19 protein-coding genes are annotated in these 19,938 nt (G+C 71.0%); 8 read left to right on the top strand and 11 right to left on the bottom strand.

From position 1 onward, the window contains the following. The first annotated feature begins 164 nt into the window (after positions 1–164). From RSO68_RS06100 to RSO68_RS06115, 4 genes are all read left to right on the top strand, one after another. On the top strand, positions 165–1,520 hold the full coding sequence (locus RSO68_RS06100; RefSeq protein ID WP_315585826.1) for an 8-oxoguanine deaminase: 1,356 nt from the start codon (positions 165–167) through the stop codon (positions 1,518–1,520). Between the two features lie 42 nt (positions 1,521–1,562). Beyond that, on the top strand, positions 1,563–2,903 hold the full coding sequence (locus RSO68_RS06105) for a uracil-xanthine permease family protein (RefSeq protein ID WP_089847751.1): 1,341 nt from the start codon (positions 1,563–1,565) through the stop codon (positions 2,901–2,903). A gap of 125 nt (positions 2,904–3,028) precedes the next feature. Continuing rightward, a complete protein-coding gene (locus tag RSO68_RS06110) occupies positions 3,029–3,817 on the top strand; it encodes an enoyl-CoA hydratase (protein ID WP_315585827.1) in 789 nt (262 codons plus the stop codon). Between the two features lie 113 nt (positions 3,818–3,930). Then, positions 3,931–4,758 (top strand): IclR family transcriptional regulator domain-containing protein, encoded by an 828-nt coding sequence (locus tag RSO68_RS06115; RefSeq protein ID WP_315585828.1) that lies wholly within the window; start codon positions 3,931–3,933, stop codon positions 4,756–4,758. Between the two features lie 87 nt (positions 4,759–4,845). Here the strand turns inward: RSO68_RS06115 and RSO68_RS06120 are convergent, their stop codons facing one another. Further along, the gene (locus RSO68_RS06120; RefSeq protein WP_315585829.1) at positions 4,846–5,718 is read right to left on the bottom strand and encodes a PhzF family phenazine biosynthesis protein; all 873 of its coding nucleotides are present in this window, start codon (positions 5,716–5,718) and stop codon (positions 4,846–4,848) included. Between the two features lie 178 nt (positions 5,719–5,896). Between RSO68_RS06120 and pyrB the strand changes: the two genes are divergently transcribed. After that, a complete protein-coding gene (gene pyrB / locus RSO68_RS06125) occupies positions 5,897–6,925 on the top strand; it encodes an aspartate carbamoyltransferase (RefSeq protein WP_315585830.1) in 1,029 nt (342 codons plus the stop codon). A gap of 102 nt (positions 6,926–7,027) precedes the next feature. Here the strand turns inward: pyrB and ruvX are convergent, their stop codons facing one another. The 8 genes from ruvX to RSO68_RS06165 all read right to left on the bottom strand — a co-directional run bounded on the left by ruvX (position 7,028) and on the right by RSO68_RS06165 (position 12,885). Beyond that, positions 7,028–7,471 (bottom strand): Holliday junction resolvase RuvX, encoded by a 444-nt coding sequence (gene ruvX / locus RSO68_RS06130; protein ID WP_315585831.1) that lies wholly within the window; start codon positions 7,469–7,471, stop codon positions 7,028–7,030. Beyond that, positions 7,471–8,043 (bottom strand): YqgE/AlgH family protein, encoded by a 573-nt coding sequence (locus tag RSO68_RS06135; RefSeq protein ID WP_315585832.1) that lies wholly within the window; start codon positions 8,041–8,043, stop codon positions 7,471–7,473. The genes ruvX and RSO68_RS06135 overlap by 1 nt, the downstream gene beginning before the upstream one ends. 17 nt (positions 8,044–8,060) lie before the next feature. After that, positions 8,061–8,978: a TonB family protein gene (locus RSO68_RS06140; protein WP_315585833.1), complete on the bottom strand. Its 918-nt coding sequence runs from the start codon at positions 8,976–8,978 to the stop codon at positions 8,061–8,063. A gap of 18 nt (positions 8,979–8,996) precedes the next feature. Beyond that, entirely contained in the window at positions 8,997–9,962 is a 966-nt protein-coding gene (gene gshB, locus RSO68_RS06145; protein WP_315585834.1) for a glutathione synthase, read from the bottom strand. 337 nt (positions 9,963–10,299) lie between these two features. Next, on the bottom strand, positions 10,300–11,019 hold the full coding sequence (locus tag RSO68_RS06150; protein ID WP_315585835.1) for a CvfB family protein: 720 nt from the start codon (positions 11,017–11,019) through the stop codon (positions 10,300–10,302). Positions 11,020–11,093: 74 nt separating this feature from the next. Next, positions 11,094–11,819 carry a 16S rRNA (uracil(1498)-N(3))-methyltransferase gene (locus tag RSO68_RS06155; protein WP_089849343.1) on the bottom strand — a complete coding sequence of 242 codons (726 nt, stop codon included), beginning with the start codon at positions 11,817–11,819 and terminating at the stop codon, positions 11,094–11,096. 34 nt (positions 11,820–11,853) lie between these two features. Further along, positions 11,854–12,378, bottom strand: a complete 525-nt coding sequence (gene secB / locus RSO68_RS06160; RefSeq protein WP_089849342.1) for a protein-export chaperone SecB — start codon at positions 12,376–12,378, stop codon at positions 11,854–11,856. Between the two features lie 84 nt (positions 12,379–12,462). Beyond that, positions 12,463–12,885, bottom strand: a complete 423-nt coding sequence (locus RSO68_RS06165) for a rhodanese-like domain-containing protein (protein ID WP_089849340.1) — start codon at positions 12,883–12,885, stop codon at positions 12,463–12,465. A 216-nt stretch (positions 12,886–13,101) separates the two neighbouring features. Between RSO68_RS06165 and gpmI the strand changes: the two genes are divergently transcribed. The 3 genes from gpmI to RSO68_RS06180 all read left to right on the top strand — a co-directional run bounded on the left by gpmI (position 13,102) and on the right by RSO68_RS06180 (position 17,279). Further along, positions 13,102–14,670, top strand: coding sequence for a 2,3-bisphosphoglycerate-independent phosphoglycerate mutase (gpmI, locus tag RSO68_RS06170; protein ID WP_315585836.1), 1,569 nt, complete (start codon positions 13,102–13,104; stop codon positions 14,668–14,670). 29 nt (positions 14,671–14,699) lie between these two features. Then, a complete protein-coding gene (locus tag RSO68_RS06175; RefSeq protein WP_315585837.1) occupies positions 14,700–15,887 on the top strand; it encodes a murein hydrolase activator EnvC family protein in 1,188 nt (395 codons plus the stop codon). A gap of 84 nt (positions 15,888–15,971) precedes the next feature. Further along, positions 15,972–17,279, top strand: a complete 1,308-nt coding sequence (locus tag RSO68_RS06180) for a S41 family peptidase (protein ID WP_089849334.1) — start codon at positions 15,972–15,974, stop codon at positions 17,277–17,279. On the opposite strand, the gene RSO68_RS06185 is transcribed toward RSO68_RS06180, so the two are convergent. Together RSO68_RS06185 and ubiH are read right to left on the bottom strand one after the other, a co-directional pair. Beyond that, complete coding sequence (locus tag RSO68_RS06185; RefSeq protein WP_315585838.1) at positions 17,257–18,534, bottom strand: UbiH/UbiF/VisC/COQ6 family ubiquinone biosynthesis hydroxylase; 1,278 nt, start codon at positions 18,532–18,534, stop codon at positions 17,257–17,259. The two genes, RSO68_RS06180 and RSO68_RS06185, sit on opposite strands and share 23 nt — an antisense overlap. 100 nt (positions 18,535–18,634) lie before the next feature. After that, positions 18,635–19,879 carry a 2-octaprenyl-6-methoxyphenyl hydroxylase gene (gene ubiH, locus RSO68_RS06190; protein ID WP_315585839.1) on the bottom strand — a complete coding sequence of 415 codons (1,245 nt, stop codon included), beginning with the start codon at positions 19,877–19,879 and terminating at the stop codon, positions 18,635–18,637. Positions 19,880–19,938 lie beyond the last annotated feature (59 nt).

A 19,938-nucleotide genomic window follows, 5' to 3' on the forward strand; every position in this document is an offset into this window, starting at 1 on the left:
CGCACCCCCTTCTCATCTTGTACACAACGCTTGAGCCAATGACGGCACGGCATCGTACACATCACCACAAAGGCACCTGAACCAAGGCTCCAGTTCCTGACGAGACTTGGGTAACCCTTTGTCCACGACAGGGACCGCCGCCGGCGGATCCCCGGGAGGACAACATGGCCCCAACCTCACAGACCCTCTGGATCCGCCATCCCCGTGCCTGCAGCGATCCCCGAGCCGCCGACGGCGTGGTGATCCGCGACGACCGCATCGTCGAGGCAGTCCGGGCGGGTGCCACGCCCGAGACGCCGATCGACGCGACCTTCGACGCCTCGAATCACGTGCTGCTGCCGGGCCTGGTCAACACCCATCACCACTTCTATCAGACCCTGACCCGCGCCTACTCGCCGGCGTTGAACAAGGCGCTCTTCCCCTGGCTGACCACCCTGTACGACGTCTGGGCGAACCTCACCGAGGACCAGCTGGAAGTCGCCAGCGAGCTGGCCATGGTCGAGCTCTTGATGAGCGGCTGCACCACCGTGGCCGATCACCACTACGTCTTCTCCGGCGCGCTGGCCCAGGCCATCGACGTCCAGGTGGAGACCGCCCGGCGGCTCGGCGTGCGCGCCGCCCTGACCCGCGGTTCGATGAGCGTGGGCCGCGACGACGGCGGCCTGCCGCCCCAGTCGGTGGTGCAGGACGAGCGCACCATCCTCGATGAGAGCGCGCGGCTGATCGACGCCCATCACCAGCGCGGCGACGGCGCCATGACAACCATCGCCCTGGCGCCCTGCTCGCCGTTCTCGGTGAGCCGCGAGCTGATGCAGGAGAGCGCCCGCCTGGCCGAGGTACGGGACGTGCGCCTGCACACCCACCTGGCCGAGACCGCCGACGAGACCGCCTACTGCGAGCGGCTGTTCGGCATGCGCCCGCTGGACTACCTGGCGGCCACCGGCTGGCTCTCCGATCGGACCTGGCTGGCCCACGGCATCCACTTCAACGATGACGAGGTGGCCCGCCTCGGCGAGGCCGGCACCGGCATCGCCCACTGTCCGTCGTCGAACATGCTGCTGGGCTCGGGCCTGTGCCGCACCCTGGAGCTGGAGGCCGCCGGCTGCCCGGTGGGCCTCGCCGTGGACGGCTCCGCCTCCAACGATCACTCCAACCTCGCCGAGGAGATGCGCCAGGCGCTGCTGCTCGGTCGGCTGCGCTACGCACCGAGTCGCGTGACCCACGACGACGTGATCCGCTGGGCCACCCGCGGCTCCGCCGCCTGCCTCGGCCGCGACGATATCGGCGGCCTCGCCCCCGGCCAGCAGGCCGACCTGGCACTGTTTCGCCTCGACGAGCCGCGCTTCTCCGGTGCCGAGAACCCCATCGCCGCCCTGCTGCTGTGCGGTGCCCACCGGGCCGACCGGGTCATGGTCGCCGGGCAGTGGCGGGTCACCAACGGCCGGCCGATGGGCGTCGATCTCGACGCCCTGCTGGCCCGACACGACGAGGCCGCCCGCGCGCTGCGAAGCGCCCGCTAGGCCATCCCACGGGTTTCCAACAACGACAACAGGAGACGCCTCATGGCGACACCCGATAGCGCCACCGAGACCCATAAGGTTCGCAGTACCCGCGACGTCGACGCCATGCCGCCGCTCGGCCGGGCCATCCCGCTGGGGCTGCAGCACGTGCTGGCGATGTTCGTCGGCAACGTCACCGTGCCCATCATCATCGCCGGCGCCGCCGACCTGCCGGCGGACCAGACGGCCTTCATGATCCAGGCCGCGATGTTCGTGGCCGGGATCGCCACCCTGGTGCAGTCGCTGGGGCTCGGGCCGATCGGGGCGCGCCTGCCCATCGTCATGGGCACCAGCTTCGGCTTCGTGCCGGTACTGATCCCCATCGCCGTGGGCATGGGCCTGCCGGCCGCGCTGGGCGCGGCGCTGTGCGGCGGCATCGCCATGGCCCTGGTGGGGCTCTTCCTGCCCTGGGTGCGTTTCCTCTTCCCTCCGGTGGTCACCGGCACCTTCGTGATCATGCTCGGCACCCTGCTGATGCCGGTGGGCTTCGCCTACGCCGGCGGCGGCTTCGGCGCCGAGGACTTCGGCGCCCTGCACAACGTGCTGCTGGCCGCCCTGGTGCTGGTGGTCACCCTCGGCCTGCACCAGTTCGGCCGCGGCATCTGGTCCGAGACCGCGCCCCTGGCGGGCCTGATCGTGGGCTACGTGACCGCCATGGCCTTCGGCCTGGTGGACTTCGGCCAGATCGCCTCCGCCGGCTGGCTCTCGCTGCCCACGCCGCTGGCCATCGGTCTGGAGTTCCACCTGGCCGCGATCATTCCGGTGGTGCTGCTGGCGGTCGTGACCTGCGCCGAGTCGATCGGCGACATCGTCGGCACCACCGCCGGCGGCATGGATCGCGAGCCGACCCCCCGGGAGCTCTCCGGCGGCGTGATGGCCGACGGCCTGGCCAGCGTCTTCGCCGCCATCTTCAACGCCTTCCCGCAGATCAGCTTCAGCCAGAATGTCGGCATGGTGGCCCTGACCGGGGTGGTCAGCCGCTTCGTGGTGGCCATCGGCGGCGGTTTCCTGGTGCTCGCCGGCCTGCTGCCGAAGCTGGGCGGGCTGATCTCGAGCATTCCCAACGCCGTGCTGGGCGGGGCGGTGCTGATCATGTTCGGGATGATCGCCAGCGCCGGCATCAAGATGCTGTCCCACATCGACTTCAACAAGCGCAACATGGTGATCATCGGCGTCTCGCTGTCCGCGGCCATCGGCCTGCCGGCCCAGGAGGGCCTCTACGCCGGCCTCTCCGAGAACGTCCAGGCGATCATCGAGTCCGGCCTGATCCCGGGCGCCATCGCCGCCATCGTCCTCAATCTGGTGCTGCCCAGGCACGAGCAGCCCTTCCGCGACGACGTCTGAGGCGTCGCTTGCCAACGACCGCCCCGCCCGGGGCGGTCATCGCCGAGGGCACCTTTGGTCGTAGGCCGCACCCGAGCAACCCGCCGAGCGTTAGGCTAGGGGCTTTGCCCCCGAGGAGTGCGACGATGCGAGACGAGGACGATGCCCAGGTGCTGCGCCACGATGCCGACGGCGTGACCACCCTTACCCTGAACCGGCCGAAGCGCTTCAACGCCCTCTCCGAGGAGATGCTCGAGGCGCTGGCCGAGGCCATCGGCGCCCTGGCCGACGACGCCGAGGTGCGCTGCGTGGTCATCGTCGCCCGGGGGCGCGCCTTCTGTGCCGGTCACGATCTCAAGCAGATGCGCGCCTCCCCCGACGAGGCCTATTACCAACGACTCTTCGCCCGCTGCAGCGCGCTGATGCAGGCGATCGTCGCCCTGCCGGTACCGGTGATCGCCCGGGTACAGGGCATCGCCACCGCGGCGGGCTGCCAGCTGGTGGCCAGCTGCGACCTGGCCGTCGCCGCCCGTTCGGCACGCTTCGCCGTCTCGGGCATCAATGCCGGGCTGTTCTGCTCCACCCCGGCGGTGGCCCTCTCGCGTAACATCGGCCGCAAACGGGCCATGGAGATGCTCTTCACCGGGGAGTTCATCGATGCCGACCAGGCCCGCGACTGGGGGCTGATCAACCGGGTGGCCGACGATGAGGCCCTCGACGAGGCGCTCGGCGAGCTCACCGCCAGCATCTGCGCCAAGAGCGCCGTGGCGGTGCGTACCGGCAAGGCGATGTTCCATCGTCAGCTCGCCCTGCCGCTGGACGAGGCATACGCCTATTCCGGCGAGGTGATGGCCCGCAACATGATGGCCGAGGATGCCGGCGAAGGGATCGACGCCTTCATCGAGAAGCGTCCGCCCCGCTGGCGACACCGCTGAGACCACGGCGCCATCGACGGCGACGAGAGAGGTTGGAAACCATTTCCGAAGCGCGACATCGCCCCGCCGACTCGGTATCCTAGGCCGTTAAAGCACGTAACAGGAGACATCGGGTGAGCGAAGGCAAGCGCAGGACGGCGGGACGTCCCGCCGGTTCAGGCAAGAGCACCAGCGGCCACAGCCAGTCGTTGGTGCGCGGGCTCAACCTGCTCGAGCGCCTGGCGGCAAGCCCCGGCGGCCTGGCCCTGTCGGAGCTGGCCGAGGAGGCGGATTTCGCCCCCTCCACCACCCACCGGCTGCTGCAGGCGCTGCAGAGTCAGGGGTTCGTCACCCAGGACAGCGAGCTCGGCGTCTGGAAGATCGACGTCAAGACCTTCCGCATCGGCAATAGCTTCCTCGAGGCCCGCGACTTCCTCGGCACCAGCCGCCCCTTCCTGCGCCGCCTCACGGCGCTGACCGGCGAGACCGCCAACCTCGGCGTTCGCGACGACGGCACGGCGGTATTCCTCGCCCAGAGCGAATCGCCGCAGATGATGCGCATGATCACCCGGCTCGGCTCCCGGGCGCCGCTGCACGCCTCCGGCGTGGGCAAGGCCCTGATGGCCTGGCTGCCCGAGGATGAGCTCGAGCGCATCCTCGACGAGCGGGGCCTGGCGCGGGTCACCGAGAACACCCTGCACACGCCCGAATCGCTGCGCGAGGGCATGGCCGAGATTCGTCGCCAGGGCTTCGCCTGCGACCGCGAGGAGCACGCCATCGGCCTGCACTGCGTGGCCGCCTGCATCCACGACGAGCACGGCATCCCGCTGGCCGCCATCTCCGTCTCCGGGCCGGTGGCGCGGATTCCCGAGGAAAGGCTGCTCGAACTCGGCCAGCTGGTTCGCGAGACCGCTGCCGAGATCACCGCGCGCCTGGGCGGCCGGGTACCGGAAGCCTGGTAGCCGCCTCGCGCCTCGATACCGCGCCCGGCCTCGGCCGGGCGTGTGCGTTCAGGGGCCTGGAAGAGGCCGACTCACATCGCGCCAGGCTCAGCCACCCGGATAGAGCACGCCCTCACCGACGATCACCGCACGGCCACCGACCTCGATCCTGACCCGGCCCTGATCATCGGGCCGGGGGCGAACCAGGATCTCGCTGGGTCGCCCCATGTCCGCCCCCTGATGAATCCGCCAGCGGCGCGCAGTCGAGGCCTGGCGAGCATGGAGATGGCCGGCCAGCGCCGCGGCCGCGCTGCCCGTAGCCGGATCCTCATACAGCCCGCCGGGTCCGGCCGTGAACATGCGCGCCGAGATCTCCCCCTCTTGCTCGACGTACGCATAGACCTGCTCGACCCCGCTCGGCGAGACGTGTTGCGCCCAGGGCGAGTCGGCCGGGGCCGCCCGTGACAGGGCCTCGCGGGACACCAGTGGCACCAGGTGGTACGGCAGGCCACAGGAGGCCAGCACCGGGTCGGCGATGATCTCCCGGGCCTCGAGACCGAAGAGCGTCGCGGCATCGCTTCTCCCCAACGAGCTTGCCGCCAGTTCGGCCGGCGTCGCGGTGGTGAAATACACCAGGTCGTCCTTGAAGCGGACCCTGAGGGCGCCCGCCGGCGCCTCCAGCATCAGCGGCCGCGCCCGATCGACGCGCTCCCGAGCGGCCAGCCAGTGGGCCGTACCCACCACGGGGTGGCCGGCAAACGGCAGCTCGCGGTGTGGGGTGAAGATGCGCACGGGAAAGCGCCGATCATCGCGCTGTCGCTCCACGAATATCGTCTCGGAGAGGTTCAGCTCGCGGGCGATGGCCTGCATCGTCGCCGCTTCCAGACCCTCCGCGTCGGGAAAGACGGCCAAGGGGTTGCCGGTCAGGGGCGTCGCGGTGAAGACATCCAGCAGGGCGTAGCGCAGCGGCGAGGGTGACATGAGAGAGCTGTCCATCAGAGCAAAGTGAAATGTGGGAGATCCTCAGCCTAGACGACCGCTGCATGCGCCGCACCTCCATCACCAGAAGGTAATGAGCACCTCGCCGACGCGACGGCCAAGGCTGAAGCCTTGCCCACACGGCGTTACACTAGCGCCCGTTCCCCCTGCCGAGGCCGCCGTGATGTCCCACCTGCTCTCCATCGACTCCCTGTCCCGCGACGAGATCGATCACCTGATGCGCGTCGCCGCGCGCCTGGAACCCGTCGCCCAGCGGCGCAAGGCCACCCGGGTGCTGGAGGGCGCGGTGCTCGGCAACCTCTTCTTCGAGGCCAGCACCCGCACCCGCGTCAGCTTCCACACCGCCTTCTCGCGGCTCGGCGGCAGCGTCTGCGACACCACCGGCTTCACCTTCTCCTCCATGGCCAAGGGCGAGTCGCTCTACGACACCAGCCGGGTGATGAGCGGCTACTGCGACGCCATCGTGATGCGCCATCCGGAGCAGGGCTCGGTGGCGGAGTTCGCCGCCGCCACCCACGTGCCGGTGATCAACGCCGGCGACGGCCCCGGCGAGCACCCGAGCCAGGCGCTGCTGGACTTCTACACCATCGACAAGGAGTTCACCCAGCAGGGCAAGGCGCTCAAGGATGCCCATGTGCTGATGACCGGCGATCTCAAGTACGGGCGCACCGTGCACTCGCTGATCCGGCTGCTGGCGCGCTACGCGCCGATGCGCATCACCCTGGTGGCGCCGCCCGGGCTCGAGATGCCCCACCACCTGATCGAGCGCGTCAGCCGCCAGGGGCTCACCGTGGAGGTCCGCGAGAGCCTGGCCGGCGACTTCTCCGATGTCGACGTGGTCTACACCACGCGCATCCAGAAGGAGCGCTTCACCGCCGAGATGATGGAAGGCTTCAATCTCTCCCGCGACTTCACCGTCGACCGCGCCTTCCTCGACAGCCGCTGCAACGCCTCCACCATCGTCATGCATCCGCTGCCCCGGGACAGCCGGCCCGAGGCCAATGACCTGGACGTCGACCTGAACGGCGACCCGCGCCTGGCGATCTTCCGCCAGACCGACAACGGCATCCCGGTGCGCATGGCGATCTTCGCCACCCTGCTCCAGGTCGAGGAGCACATCGAGCGCGACCTGCGCGACGTGCCCTGGTTCGTGCCCCCGACCCTGGGCGTGGATGACACCCGCTTCTAGACGGGCGTCCGGCGACTCCCCGCGCCTCCCTTTCCCCGCCCACAACGACCGACGCCCGGGCCATGGCCCGGGCGTCGTGGTCTCGGCAGCGCGCGAGGGCGCTCAGCGCGGCGGCAGCCCCTCGGCGCGGGCGAACCAGCCTTCGAGGATCAGCACCGCGGCGATGCCGTCGACGCTTTCCTTCCGGTAGTTGCCGCCGTGGCCGACCTCTCGGGCGATCGCCTTGGCCTCGCGGGTGGAGCCGCGCTCGTCGACCATCTCGCAGGGCACGCCGAAACGGCCGTAGAGGCGCTTGCCGAACTTGCGCGCCCGGGTGCTCATGACCGACTCGCTGTCGTCCATGTTGAGCGGCAGCCCCACCACGAAGAGGTCCGGGCGCCACTCGTCCACCAGGCGGGCCACCTCGGCCCAGTCGGGGATGCCGTCCCGGGCCGGCAGCGGAGGAAGCTCCCGGGCGCTGCCCAGCAGCTCGTTGCCCACCGCCACGCCGATGCGCCGGGTGCCGAAATCGAAGGCCAGGATCAGGCGCGCGCCGGCCTCAGCCATCAGGAGTGCCCCGCCTCGCGGGTCATCAGGTTCAGGTCAATGCCGAGGATGCCCGCGGCGGCGCCCAGGCGCTGCTCCGGCGGCACCGAGAAGAGGATCTCGGCCTGGCCCTCGACGGTCAGCCAGGCGTTCTCCTTGAGCTCGTCCTCCAGCTGGCCGGCCTCCCAGCCGGCGCAGCCCAGGCAGACCAGGAACTGCTCGGGGCCACGGCCGTCGGCCAGCGCCTGGAGGATATCCATGGAGGTGGTCAGGGCGATGTCCTCGGCGACCTGGATGCTGGAGTCCCAGGCGTCGCTGTCGCCGCGATGCAGGATGAAGCCGCGATCCTTGTGGGTCGGGCCGCCATAGTAGACCGGCGCCTGGCGATGGGGGCTCTCGTCGCCGCCCAGCTCCAGCTGCTCGAACAGGGCGTCGAGGGTCAGCTCCAGGGGCCGATTGACGATCACGCCCATGGTGCCGTTCTCGTCATGGTCGCAGAGATAGCTGAGGCTGCCGGCGAAATTGGGGTCTTCCAGGTGCGGCATCGCCAGCAGGAAGTGGTGTTTCAAGCCGAAGTGTTGCACGGATTGCATGAGACTCCCCGGCGGATTTATTGCACGCCGTAATGATTGCCTTGGCCGAATCGCCAGACCCGCGTAATGGACAGGCTGTCCAGGTGGCCCATGCCCCGGTCGAAGGGCCGGTAGGGGGCGGCACCGTGCACCGTGTCCAGGGCCGCCTGGTCGAGTTCGGCGTGTCCCGAGGATTGTATCACCTCTGCCTGGCGAACCTGACCGTCGCGACCGATCACCACCCGGATGCGCAGCTGGCCGGCCAGCTCGCGCGGCGCCGGATGCACGCGGTTGCCGTAGTCCTCGACCCGGCGGGTCCAGTCGTCGATGTAGCGCGCCTCGGCGGCCTGCTGGGCGGCCGGACGCCCCTCGCCCGGCTGCTCGCCGGCGTACTCCGGCGAGAGGCCCTGGTCGCGGATGCTGGCGGTGGCCTGGGCGAGCAGGTCGCGCCCCGAGGCCGAGGGGGCCGCGGCGGCGGGCGACGCCGAGCGCTCGGCGGACTGGGGGGCGCTCTCGCGCGGTTCGGGGGTCGATGGCGCCTCGCGGAAGGCCTCGGCGGCCGGCGCCTCGCTGGCGCGCTCGGGCGCGGAGGCCTCGGCCTGCTGGGGCGCGGCCGGCGTGGCCGGGTCCACCTCGGGCTCGGCGGCCTGCCGTTCGGGCAGCGCCTCCATGGGCGCGGCGCGCGCCTCGGCCGGCGCCTGGTCCCGGGGCGAGCCGGCGGCGCGCTGGTCGGCCTCGGCGATCGCCTCGGCCTCCACCGGCGCCTCGGCCGGGCGGCTCACCAGCACCACGTCGACGCTGGTCCGCTCCACGGGCGGTGCCGGGGCGAACTGGCGGCTCGCCACCACCCCGATCACCACCAGATGCAGCAGCAGCGCCAGCGACCAGGCCAGCCAGTGCCGGTGCGGACGGGTCACCGGCGCGTACTGGATCGGATCGCTGAGGATGCTGGACATGGTCGCCGGCCCTCCGGGTCAGCCCCGCTCGTCGAGGCGCCGCTCGATGGCATCCATCAGCAGGCCGGCGATGTCGGTGCCGCGCTGGTCGTCGATCTCGCGCACGCAGGTGGGGCTCGTGACGTTGATCTCGGTGATGTAGTCGCCGATCACGTCGAGGCCGACGAACATCAGTCCCTTCTCGCGGATCACCGGTTGCACCTGCTCGATCAGCCAGTGGTCGCGGGCGGTGAGCTCGCGGCTGACCCCGGTGCCGCCGGCGGCGAGGTTGCCACGGGTCTCGCCGGCCATCGGCACCCGAGCGAGGCCGTAGGGCACCGGCTCGCCGTCCACCAGCAGGATGCGGGTGTCGCCGTCCTTGATCTCGGGGATGTAGCGCTGGGCCATGATCTGGCGCCGGCCGCGCTCGCTCAGCATCTCGATGATGGCGCCAATATTGCGGCCGTCGGGGCGCACGTGGAAGATCCCGCTGCCGCCCATGCCGTCCAGCGGCTTGAAAATCACGTCGCCGTGCTCGGCATGGAAGGCGCGCAGCACGGCCTCGTCGCAGGAGACCACGGTCGGCGTGCAGCACTGGGGGAACTGCTGGGCGAAAAGCTTCTCGTTGCACTCCAGCAGCGCCTGGGTGGGGTTGACCACCAGCACGCCCTCGCGCTCGGCGAAGCCCAGCAGGTAGACGGCGTTGAGGAAGTGGCCGTCGACCGGCGGATCCTTGCGCATCAGGATGACGTCGAGCTCGGCCAGGGGCCCCACCTCGGGCTCGCCCAGGTCGAACCAGTGGGAGGGGTCGCGGTGCACCCGGAGATCGCGCATCCGACCGAAGGCGCGCCCCTCGCGCAGGAACAGATCCTCCTGCTCGAGGTAGGAAAGCGAGGCACCGCGATCCTGGGCGGCCCACAGCATGGCCAGGCTGGTGTCCTTCTTGTAGGAGAGGTCGGCGATGGGGTCCATCACCACGCCGATCTTCAGCGCGCGTTCGCTCATGGCGTCGTGTTTCCAGTCGGGGTTTGAATGCGCTCAGTATGCCGCAGCGGTATCGCGTCCACCAAGCTGGAGAGTGCTGCGGCGTGCGCGGTGCGTACAGTGCCGCTCGGGGCTGATCCGGCGACAGGCCTGAGAGGGGGCGCTGTGAACCCCTCCCTGGGCGCTACCGACGCCATCCATGGCGTAGGACCCCCTCTTCGACCTGTCCCCGGCGCCCCTCGTTAGGTCCACCTGCGATGGCCCTGACTGGCGGTGCGGCGCTCCTCACCCCCCGGTCCTCGGACCTCCCCTTCAGCCTGTCCCCGGCGCCTCTCGCTATCCGCGCAGGACCACTGGGCTACTCCTTGCTCGGCGCCAGCCGGATGCCGCCCGGTTCCAGGAGGATGCGCCGCTGCTTGTAGAGCCGGCCGATGGCCTGCTTGAAGGCGTTCTTGCTCACCCCCAGGCGCGCCTTGATCTCCCCGGCGTCGCTCTTGTCGCCCAGCGGCAGGTAGCCGCCGCTCTCGCGCAGCGCCTTGAGCACCTGCTCGCCGACCACGTCGAGGCGCGCCGACCCCGGCGGCAGCAGCGACAGGTCCAGGCGGCCATCGTCGCGCAGGCGCTTCACGTAGCCGGCGAGCCGCTGGCCGCGGCGCAGCGGCCGGTTCACGTCGTCGCGATAGAGCAGGCCCCAGCAGCGCTGATCGACCACCACCTTGTAGCCCAGGTCGGTCTGATCGGCGATCACCAGCGCCACCTCATCACCCGACGCCAGGCCCTCGGCCTCGTCGGCCAGGAAGCGGTCGAGTCGCTGGGAGGCGACCGGTCGGCCCTGCTGGTCCTCGTAGATCATCACCAGCACCCGCCGGCCCACGCTGGGGCGGAAGCGCTGCTCGCCGAAGGGCAGCAGCAGGTCGCGGGGGTGGCCCCAGTCGAGGAAGGCGCCGGTCTCGTTGACGGTCACCACCTCGAGGTAGACCACCTCGCCGACGGCGGCCCGAGGCGCGCGATGGCGGCGCGGGGCGGCGGCATGCGGGGCGGAGGAACGCGGCGAACGGCGGTCTCGGGAATCGGGCATGGCGGGCATCCGGTAGAGAGTGGGGAGCGGGAAAGCGTGGGGGAGCCAGGGAGGAGGATAGCCGAGCGCGGGGCTCAGAGATCGCCGAAGCGGGCCTGCAGCAGCGATAGCGCCACCACCGGCGCGGTCTCGGTGCGCAGCACGCGCGGGCCAAGGGAGAGCGGGGCGAAGCCTTCGGCCCGGGCGGCCTCGACCTCGGCCTCGGCGAGCCCGCCCTCCGGGCCAATCAGCACCGCGGCGCTGGCGGGCGCCTCGGCCACATCCAACGCCCCGGGGGTGCCGGGATGCAGCACCAGGCGCAGCGCCTCGTCGCGGGCGGCGAGCCACTCGGCCAGGCCCATCGGGGCATGCACCGGCGGCAGGGTCGCGCGGCCGCACTGCTCGCAGGCGCTGGCGGCCACGGCCTGCCAGTGAGCGAGCTTCTTCGCCGCCCGCTCGGCCTTGAGCCGCACGTCGCCGTGCTCGGTGTAGAGCGGAGTGATGGCCGCCACCCCGAGCTCGACCGCCTTCTGGATGGCGTAGTCCATGCGATCCCCCTTGGAGATCGCCTGGCCGAGGTGCACCGCCAGCGGCGACTCGCCGCGCCCCGGCTCGACGGCCTCGAGGCGCGCCACCACCCGCTTGCGGGAGGCCTCGACGAGTACCGCCCGGGCCTCCAGGCCGGCGCCGTCGAAGAGGCGCAACACGGCCCCCTCGCCCAGGCGCAGCACCCGGGCCACGTGGCGAGCGGGCCCCTCTGGCAGAACGACGTCGCCGCCGACGTGGAAGTCGGCGGCGACGTGGATGCGCGGCGCCTTCACGGGCGGTTCTCGCTCATCAGGATCGGCATCGGCTTTACTGGGTCGCCTGCTCGCCAGCGGCCTGGGCCTGCTCGGCCTCGCGCTTCTTCTTCTGGGCATAGATCGCCTCGAAGTTGACCGGCGCCAGCATCAGCGGCGGGAAGCCACCGCGGTTGACCAGGCTGTCGATGCACTCGCGGGCATAGGGGAACAGCACGTTGGGGCAGAAGGCACCCAGGGTATGGTCGAGCTGCTGGCCCTCGAGGCCGCCGATGCGGAACAGGCCGGCCTGCTCGATCTCGGCCAGGAAGGAGGTGGTGCCCTCCTCGCTGTGGGTGACCTGGGCGGTGACCTTGATCACCACCTCATAGAGGTCTTCACCGACCTGCTGATGGGTGGTGTTCAGGTCCAGGCCGACCTTGGGCTTGAACGGCTGCTGGAAGATCGCCGGCGAGTTGGGCGCCTCGAAGGAGAGGTCCTTGACGTAGATGCGCTGCAGGGCGAACTGCAGCTGCGGCTTGTCCTGCTGGCCCGACGCCTGACCATCGGCGCCGGCGTTCTGGTTGTTCTCTTCCGCCATGGGAAAGGTCCTTTGTCCGGTGAAACTATCGGGTAAACGGGTCCGGGAAATACGGGGGCGTCGCCTGCTTCTCGACGGCCAGGCCTATTTCTTGACGACCGGCAGGCCATCCGCCTGCCACTGGGCCATGCCGCCCTTGAGCTTGAGCACGCGCTCGAAGCCTGCCTTGGTGAGCTTGGCCTGGGCGACGCCGGCGCTTTGGCCGTGCTTGCAGGCCACGATGATCGGCTTGCCCTTGAACTTCTCGAGCTCGCGCAGGCGCTCGTCGAGCTTGCTCTGCGGGATGTTTCGCGCCCCGGCGATGTGGCCCGCCTTGAAGTCGTTGGCCTCGCGGAGGTCGACCACCACGGCGTCCTCGCGATTGACCAGCTGGGTGGCCTCGCTGGAGGTCACGCCGCCGGCGCTGCTGTTGCGGGCCTCGTAGGCGAGCCAGGCGATCAACACCACCAGGAAGGCCCCCACCAGCAGGGGATGATTCTGCACGAATTCGAACAGCTGATCGATCATGGGTTCGGCTAACTCTTTATCGGGTACACGGTGAACGGGGCCGGCCAGTCGCGGCGGCGCCCAGTATACACAAAGCCGCGGCGCGCCGCGGCCCGGGCGCCGGCCAAAATGACGTCCGACGGTGCCGTGCGATATGATGCCGCAAGCAGATGCAAGTCGCGACCCTGGCCGCCCGCAGGCCGGCCGGGCGCGACCACGACCACGAGGCCCTCCCCCATGACCGCACCCCGTACCCCGCGTCCGGTAGCCCTGATCATCCTCGACGGCTACGGCCACAACGAGTCGCCCACCGACAACGCCGTGCTCGCCGCACGCACTCCGGTGATGGATCGCCTGTGGCAGGAACAGCCGCACAGTCTGATCCATACCGATGGCCGCTACGTGGGCCTGCCGGACGGCCAGATGGGCAACTCCGAGGTCGGCCACATGAACCTGGGGGCCGGGCGCATCGTCTATCAGGACTTCACCCGCATCACCAAGGCCGTCGAAGAGGGCACGCTTGCCACCGTCGAGGCGCTGACCGCGCCGATCGACGCCGCCGTGGCCGCGGGCCAGGCCGTGCACCTGCTGGGCCTGCTCTCGCCGGGCGGCGTGCACAGCCATGAGGATCATATCCTGGCCATGGCCGAGCTGGCCGCCCGCCGCGGCGCCCGGCGCATCTACGTGCATGCCTTCCTCGACGGCCGCGACACGGCGCCGAAGAGCGCTCTGGCCTCGCTTGAGCGCACCAACGCGCGTCTCGCCGAGCTGGTGGGCGCCGAGCACGGTTTCGTGGCCTCGATCATAGGCCGCTACTTCGCCATGGATCGCGACAACCGCTGGGATCGCGTCGAGCAGGCCTACCGCCTGATCACCGAAGGGGCGGGCGAGTTCGAGGCGAAGAGCGCCGAGCAGGGCCTCGAGCAGGCCTATGCGCGCGGCGAGACCGACGAGTTCGTCACCGCCACCAGCATCCGCCCCGCCGGCGCCGCGGTGACCCTGGCCGACGGCGATGCGGGCATCTTCATGAACTTCCGCGCCGACCGTGCCCGGGAGCTGACCCGCGCCTTCGTCGAGGACGGCTTCGAGGGCTTCACGCGCCGGGTACGCCCCCGGCTTGCCGCCGACGGCCTGGTGATGCTGACCCAGTACGCCGCCGACATCCCGGCCCCGGCCGCCTTCCCGCCAGCGGCGCTCGTCAACACCCTGGGCGAGGTGATGGAGAAGCGCGGCCTCTCCCAGCTGCGCATCGCCGAGACCGAGAAATACGCCCACGTCACCTTCTTCTTCTCGGGCGGTCGCGAGCAGGAGTACCAGGGCGAAACCCGCGTGCTGGTGCCCTCCCCCCAGGACGTGAAGACCTACGACGAGAAGCCCGAGATGAGCGCCGTGGAGGTCACCGACCGCCTGGTGGAGGCGATCGAGGGCGGCCAGCACGACCTGATCGTCTGCAACTACGCCAACGGCGACATGGTCGGCCACACCGGCCAGTTCGACGCCGCGGTGAAGGCCATCGAGGCCGTGGACGCCTGCGTCGGCCGAGTGGTGGAGGCGATCCAGCGCGTCAGCGGCGCCTGCCTGATCACCGCCGATCATGGCAACGCCGAGCAGATGGTTCACCCCGAGACCGGCGCCCCCCAGACCGCCCACACTACCTTCGACGTGCCGCTGATCTACGTCGGGCCGCGTACGGTGCGCCTGCTCGACGACGGTCGGCTGTGCGACATCGCCCCGACCCTGCTGACCCTGATGGACCAGCCGGTGCCCGAGGAGATGACCGGACGCGTGCTGATCGAGGCCGAGTGAGCCGGGGCCCGGAACGCCAGGGAAGGGCAATGCGGCGCGCCCTGCAGAGAGGGCCGAGAGGCCTGAGCGGCCTGGCCTTGGGGCTGGGCCTTGGCCTGACGCTCGGCTTGATGCCAAACCCGGCCTCGTCGCTTGCCGCCGCCCCCTCCGAGCGCGAGGCCCAGGCGCGCCTCGACGCCCTGGGCGAGGAGATCCTGGCCGCCTCCGGGGAGCTTTCCACCACCCGGGAGGCCCGCGACGAGGCGAGCGAGGCGCTGCGCGAGGTGGAGACGGCGCTCGCCGAGACCCATCGCCGCCTCGACGCGCTGCAGGCCGAGCGGCGAGCCCTGAACGACGAGATCGCCGATCTGGAGGCCCGGCGCGAGCGCCTGGCCGACGAGCGGCGCGAGCAGCTCGAATCCCTCGAGGTCCAGCTCGAGGCCTTCTATCGCCTGGGCCTCACGCCCCAGCTCAAGCTGCTGCTCAACCAGGACGATCCGGCCCGGCTCGACCGCCTGCAGCACTACCTCAACCGCCTGGCCCGGGCCCGTCATGAGCGCCTCGACGCACTCGAGCGCCTGGAGCGCGAGCTTGCCGACACGCGCCAGGCCCTGGCCGAGCGCGGCGAGCGGCTGGAGGCCGTGACGGCACGCCTCAATGAGCGCAGCGCAGCGCTGGCCGAGCAGAGCGCCGAGCGCACCGCGCTGGTGGCGACACTGGACGAGCGCTTCGCCAGCGAGCAATCCCGGCTGGCGACCCTCGCCCAGGACCGCGCCCATGCCGAGCGCACCCTGCGCGAGGTGCAGGAGCGGCTGGCCCGCCTCGAGCGCCCGCCCCCCTCCACCGCCATCGACGAGACCCGCGGCGCGCTGCCCTGGCCGGTGCAGGGCGCCATCGCCTCGACCTTTCGCCACGGCGAGGGAGTGCACCTCAACGGCCTGGTGATCCGCGCCGCCGAGGGCACCCCGGTCACCGCCGTGCACCCCGGCCGGGTGGTGTTCGCCGACTGGATGCGCGGCTTCGGCAACCTGCTGATCGTCGATCACGGCGACCGGGTGATGACCCTGCACGCCCACCTGCAGCACTTCTCCGCCGGCGTGGGCAGCGCGGTCTCCCGTGGCGACGCCCTTGGCGCCGTGGGCGCCAGCGGCGGCCAGGGCCAGCCGGGGCTCTACTTCGAGGTGCGCCGTAACGGCCAGCCCATCGACCCGCGGGGCTGGATCGCCAGCCGCCCCTGAGCGTCGCCGCACGCCCCGGCTATTCCATCGACGCCGGGGCGCGAGCTATGCTGGGCCGCCCGCCACGCAACCGCGAGAGTCTGCATGCCCCTACGTCCCGCCGCCCTGCCTACCGTGACGCGCCACCTGGTGTCGGTGCTGCTGCCGATCGCCCTGCTGGCCATCGCTCCGCTGCCCGCCGCCGCCCAGGAAGCGCCACGGGCGGGCGATGACCTGCCGGTGGCCGAGATCCAGGCCTTCGCCGAGGTGTTCGAGCGCATCAAGCGCGCCTACGTGGAAGAGGTCGAGGACGAGGACCTGTTGCGCAACGCCATGCGCGGCATGCTCAGCGAGCTCGATCCCCACTCCGCCTACCTGGACAGCGAGGAGTTCGAGAGCCTGCGCGAATCCACCCAGGGCGAGTTCGGCGGCGTGGGCATCGAGGTCGGCATGGAGGAGGGTCAGCTGACGGTGATCACGCCGATCGACGACACCCCGGCCTCCCGGGCCGGCCTGCGCTCCCGAGACCGGATCCTGCGCATCGACGACACCCCCACCGATCGGCTCTCGCTGCAGGAGGCGGTCAATCTGATGCGCGGCGAACCGGGCACCCAACTGCGGCTGACCATCCTCCACCAAGATGCCAACGCGCCGCTGGAGGTCACCCTGACCCGCGAGGTCATCCGCACCCGGAGCGTGAAGCACGAGCTACTGGAGGACGGCTACGGCTACCTGCGCGTCAGCCAGTTCCAGAGCCGCACCGGAGCGCAGGTCGACGAGGCCCTGGAAAGCCTGGAACAGGACGGGCCCCTCGACGGCCTGGTGCTCGACCTGCGCAACAACCCCGGCGGGGTGCTGCAGGCCGCGGTTGACGTAGCCGACGCCTTCCTCGACAGCGGGCTGATCGTCTACACCGAGGGGCGCCTGGCCGACAGCGCGATGCGCTTCTCCGCGGGCCGCGAGACCGCGGCCCCCGAGGTGCCGCTGGTGGTGCTGATCAACGGCGGCAGCGCCTCGGCGGCGGAGATCGTCGCCGGCGCCCTGCAGGATCAGCGCCGCGGCGTGGTGATGGGCACCCAGAGCTTCGGCAAGGGCTCGGTGCAGCAGATCATGTCGCTGGGCAACGACGAGGGGCTCAAGCTGACCACGGCGCTCTACTTCACCCCCGACGGCCGCTCGATCCAGGCTCAGGGCATCGAGCCCGACGTGGAGGTGATCCGCGGCCGCCTGGAGGTCGCCGAGAGCAGTCGCCTGGATGTGCGCGAGGCGGATCTCGAGGGTCATCTGGACGCCCCCGATGAGCAGCGGGCCCGCCGCGAGGTGAGCCAGCGGCTGCGCGAGGACTACCAGCTCGGCGAAGCCCTGAACCTGCTCAAGGCCCTCAACGTGCTCAGCCAGCGTCGCGACGGCTGAACGGGCGACAGGCGGCGGGCAGCCGGCCGCGGTGGCCGGTGGCCTGCTGCATCAGCAGCCGCTTGAGCGGCCCGAGCCGGTCCACCCCGGAAAGCCCCAGATTGCGCGCCAGGGTCAGCGCCGGATGGCGCGCCCCGAACAGCAACCGAAAGCCATCCATCAGCGCCAGCATGGTGGCGTTGTCCCCGCGACGCCGACGGGCATAGCGGGACAGCACGTGCTCGTCGCCGGGTGACAGCCCCCGCCGGCGCCCCTCGACCACCTCCTCGGCCAGCACCGCGGCATCCATCAGCCCCAGATTCACCCCCTGGCCCGCCAGGGGGTGAATGCTGTGCGCCGCATCGCCTACCAGGGCGAAACCCGGGCGCACGTAGTGCTCGGCGTGGCGCTGGATGAGCGGCACCGCGAGTGCCCGGTCGACCACCGTCACCTCCTCGAGGCGATGTTCGATGGCCGCGCCCAGCGCCTGGCCCAACGCCTGGGCGGACAGGGCCGTCAGGCGCTCGGCCTCCTCCAGCGTCGTCGACCAGACGATCGAGCAGTGGCGAGCGTCGCCCTCGACGCAGAGCGGCAGGAAGGCCAACGGTCCCGTCGACAGGAAGACCTGGCGCGCCACGCCACCGTGATCGCGTGCCGTGCGCACCGTGGTGACCACCGCCACCTGGCCGGTGTCGCGCTCGCGGGTCTCGATGCCGGCCCGCTCACGCAGCGGCGAACGGGCGCCGTCCGCGGCCACGATCAGCGGCGCCTGGAGCCGCTCGCCGCCCTCCAGCACCACCGTGCGCCGCTCGCCCGCGCTCTCGGTATCGAGCTCGGCCACCCGGGCGTCGAAGCGCACGGTCACCGAAGGCAACTCGGCCAGGCACGCTTCCAGGGCCGCCAGGGTCACGTCGTTCTCGACGATGTGCCCGAGCAGCGGCACCCCGGCCTGCTCCGCGGAGAAGTTCACCTCCCCGCTGCCCTCGCCGTCCCACACCTGCATGAAGCGATAGGGGCTGACCCGGCGCGCGGCCATCGCCGGCCAGGCGCCCAGCCCCTCCAGCAGCTGCCGGGAGACCGGGGTCAGGGCGCTGACCCGCATGGCGGGTGCCCCCCTGCCCGCGGCCTCCTGATCAAGGGGCGCCTCGCGGGCATCCAGCAGGGCCACCGAGAGCCCCGCTCGGCCCAGCAGGCAGGCCAGGGTCGCGCCCACCATGCCGCCGCCGACGATGATCGCCTCGAACGCCTGCGGCGCGGCTTGCGGTTCTGCGCTCATGATGCCTGCTCCTCGTGATGGCCCGGATGGCCATTCGGTCTGTTCATCGTGTGCGTACCCGTCCCTATCCTGACAGCGTCTAACCTTGCCGACCCTGGCGTTATCGTTCCAGCCCCATGGCCCGCCGCGCCAGGGTGCGGCGCAGCGGCCCCACCAGGTTCAGCCCGACGAGCCCCGCCGCCCGGGCATGGGAGAGCACCGGATGGTCGAGGCCGAACAGCCGGATCAGGCCGTCGCTGAAGCGGATGACCTCCTGGCGGTCGCCGTCGCGGCGCGCCTCGAAGTCCTGCAGCACCGCCGCGCTCCCCGGCGCCTCGCCCCGCTCGCCGCCGGCCTCGATGGCCGCCACCAGGTCCATCACCCCGCGCAGCGCCAGGTTGAACCCCTGGCCGGCCACCGGATGCAGCGAATGGGCCGCGTTGCCGAGCACCGCCAACCCCGGGCGCACCGTCTCCCGCGCCGTGACCAGCGAGAGTGGGTAGGCGTAACGGCGGCCGACCCGGCGAAAATGCCCGGCGCGATCGCCGAAGGCGCGCTGCAGCTCGGCCAGGAAGTCGCCATCACCGAGCGCTAGCCGCCGGGCCTCCTCACCGCGCGGGTGGGTCCAGACCAGCTCCATGGCCTGATCCGGGAGCGGCAGCAGGGCGATGGGGCCCTCGGTCGTGAAGCGTTCATAGGCGATACCGTCATGGGGGCGGCTGACCTCGACGCTTGAGATCAGCGCCACCTGGTCGTAGGGCCGCTCGCGGCTCTCGATACCGAGGCGCTCCTTGAGCCCCGAGCGCCCGCCGTCGGCGAGCACCGTCAGGCCCGCCTCCAGCGTGCTGCCGTCCGAGAGCGTGAGCCGATGCCCCTCGGCGACGGGCGCGATCGCCTCCACGCTCGCCGGGCAGTGCCAGTCCACCGGCAGCTCGCCCAGCCGGCCGTGCAGGGCGCGTCCCATCCAGGCGTTGGGCACCACGTGCCCCAGCGCCGCGACGCCGAGCTCCGCGGCGCGCAGCCGAGTGGCGCCCAGCCGACCCCGCTCGCTGACGTGGATGGTGCGGATCGGTGCCGCCTGCTCGACCATCGCCTCCCATACGCCCAGGCGCTCGAAGTGCCGGGCCGAACCGCTGGCGATGGCGCTGGCCCGGGCGTCGAAGCTCGGCTGCCAGGGCTCGGCCAGCTGGCGATCCAGCGGCGCCGGCTCGATCACCGCCACCCTGAGCCCCGTCCGCTCGACCAGGGCGGCCAAAGCGCAGCCCAGGCTGGCCCCCACCAGGCCGCCGCCGACGATGGCGATATCGACCCACTCTTCCTTTCTTTTCTCCACACCTTCTAACCGCGCTTCCCGCGTCGACGCCATGGTCACCGCCTCTTTATTTCATAACGTACATTACATAAAGGCATCTGCATCCTCACAAA

Source organism: Halomonas saccharevitans, from assembly GCF_032333995.1.
Classification (GTDB): Bacteria; Pseudomonadota; Gammaproteobacteria; order Pseudomonadales; family Halomonadaceae; genus Halomonas; species Halomonas saccharevitans.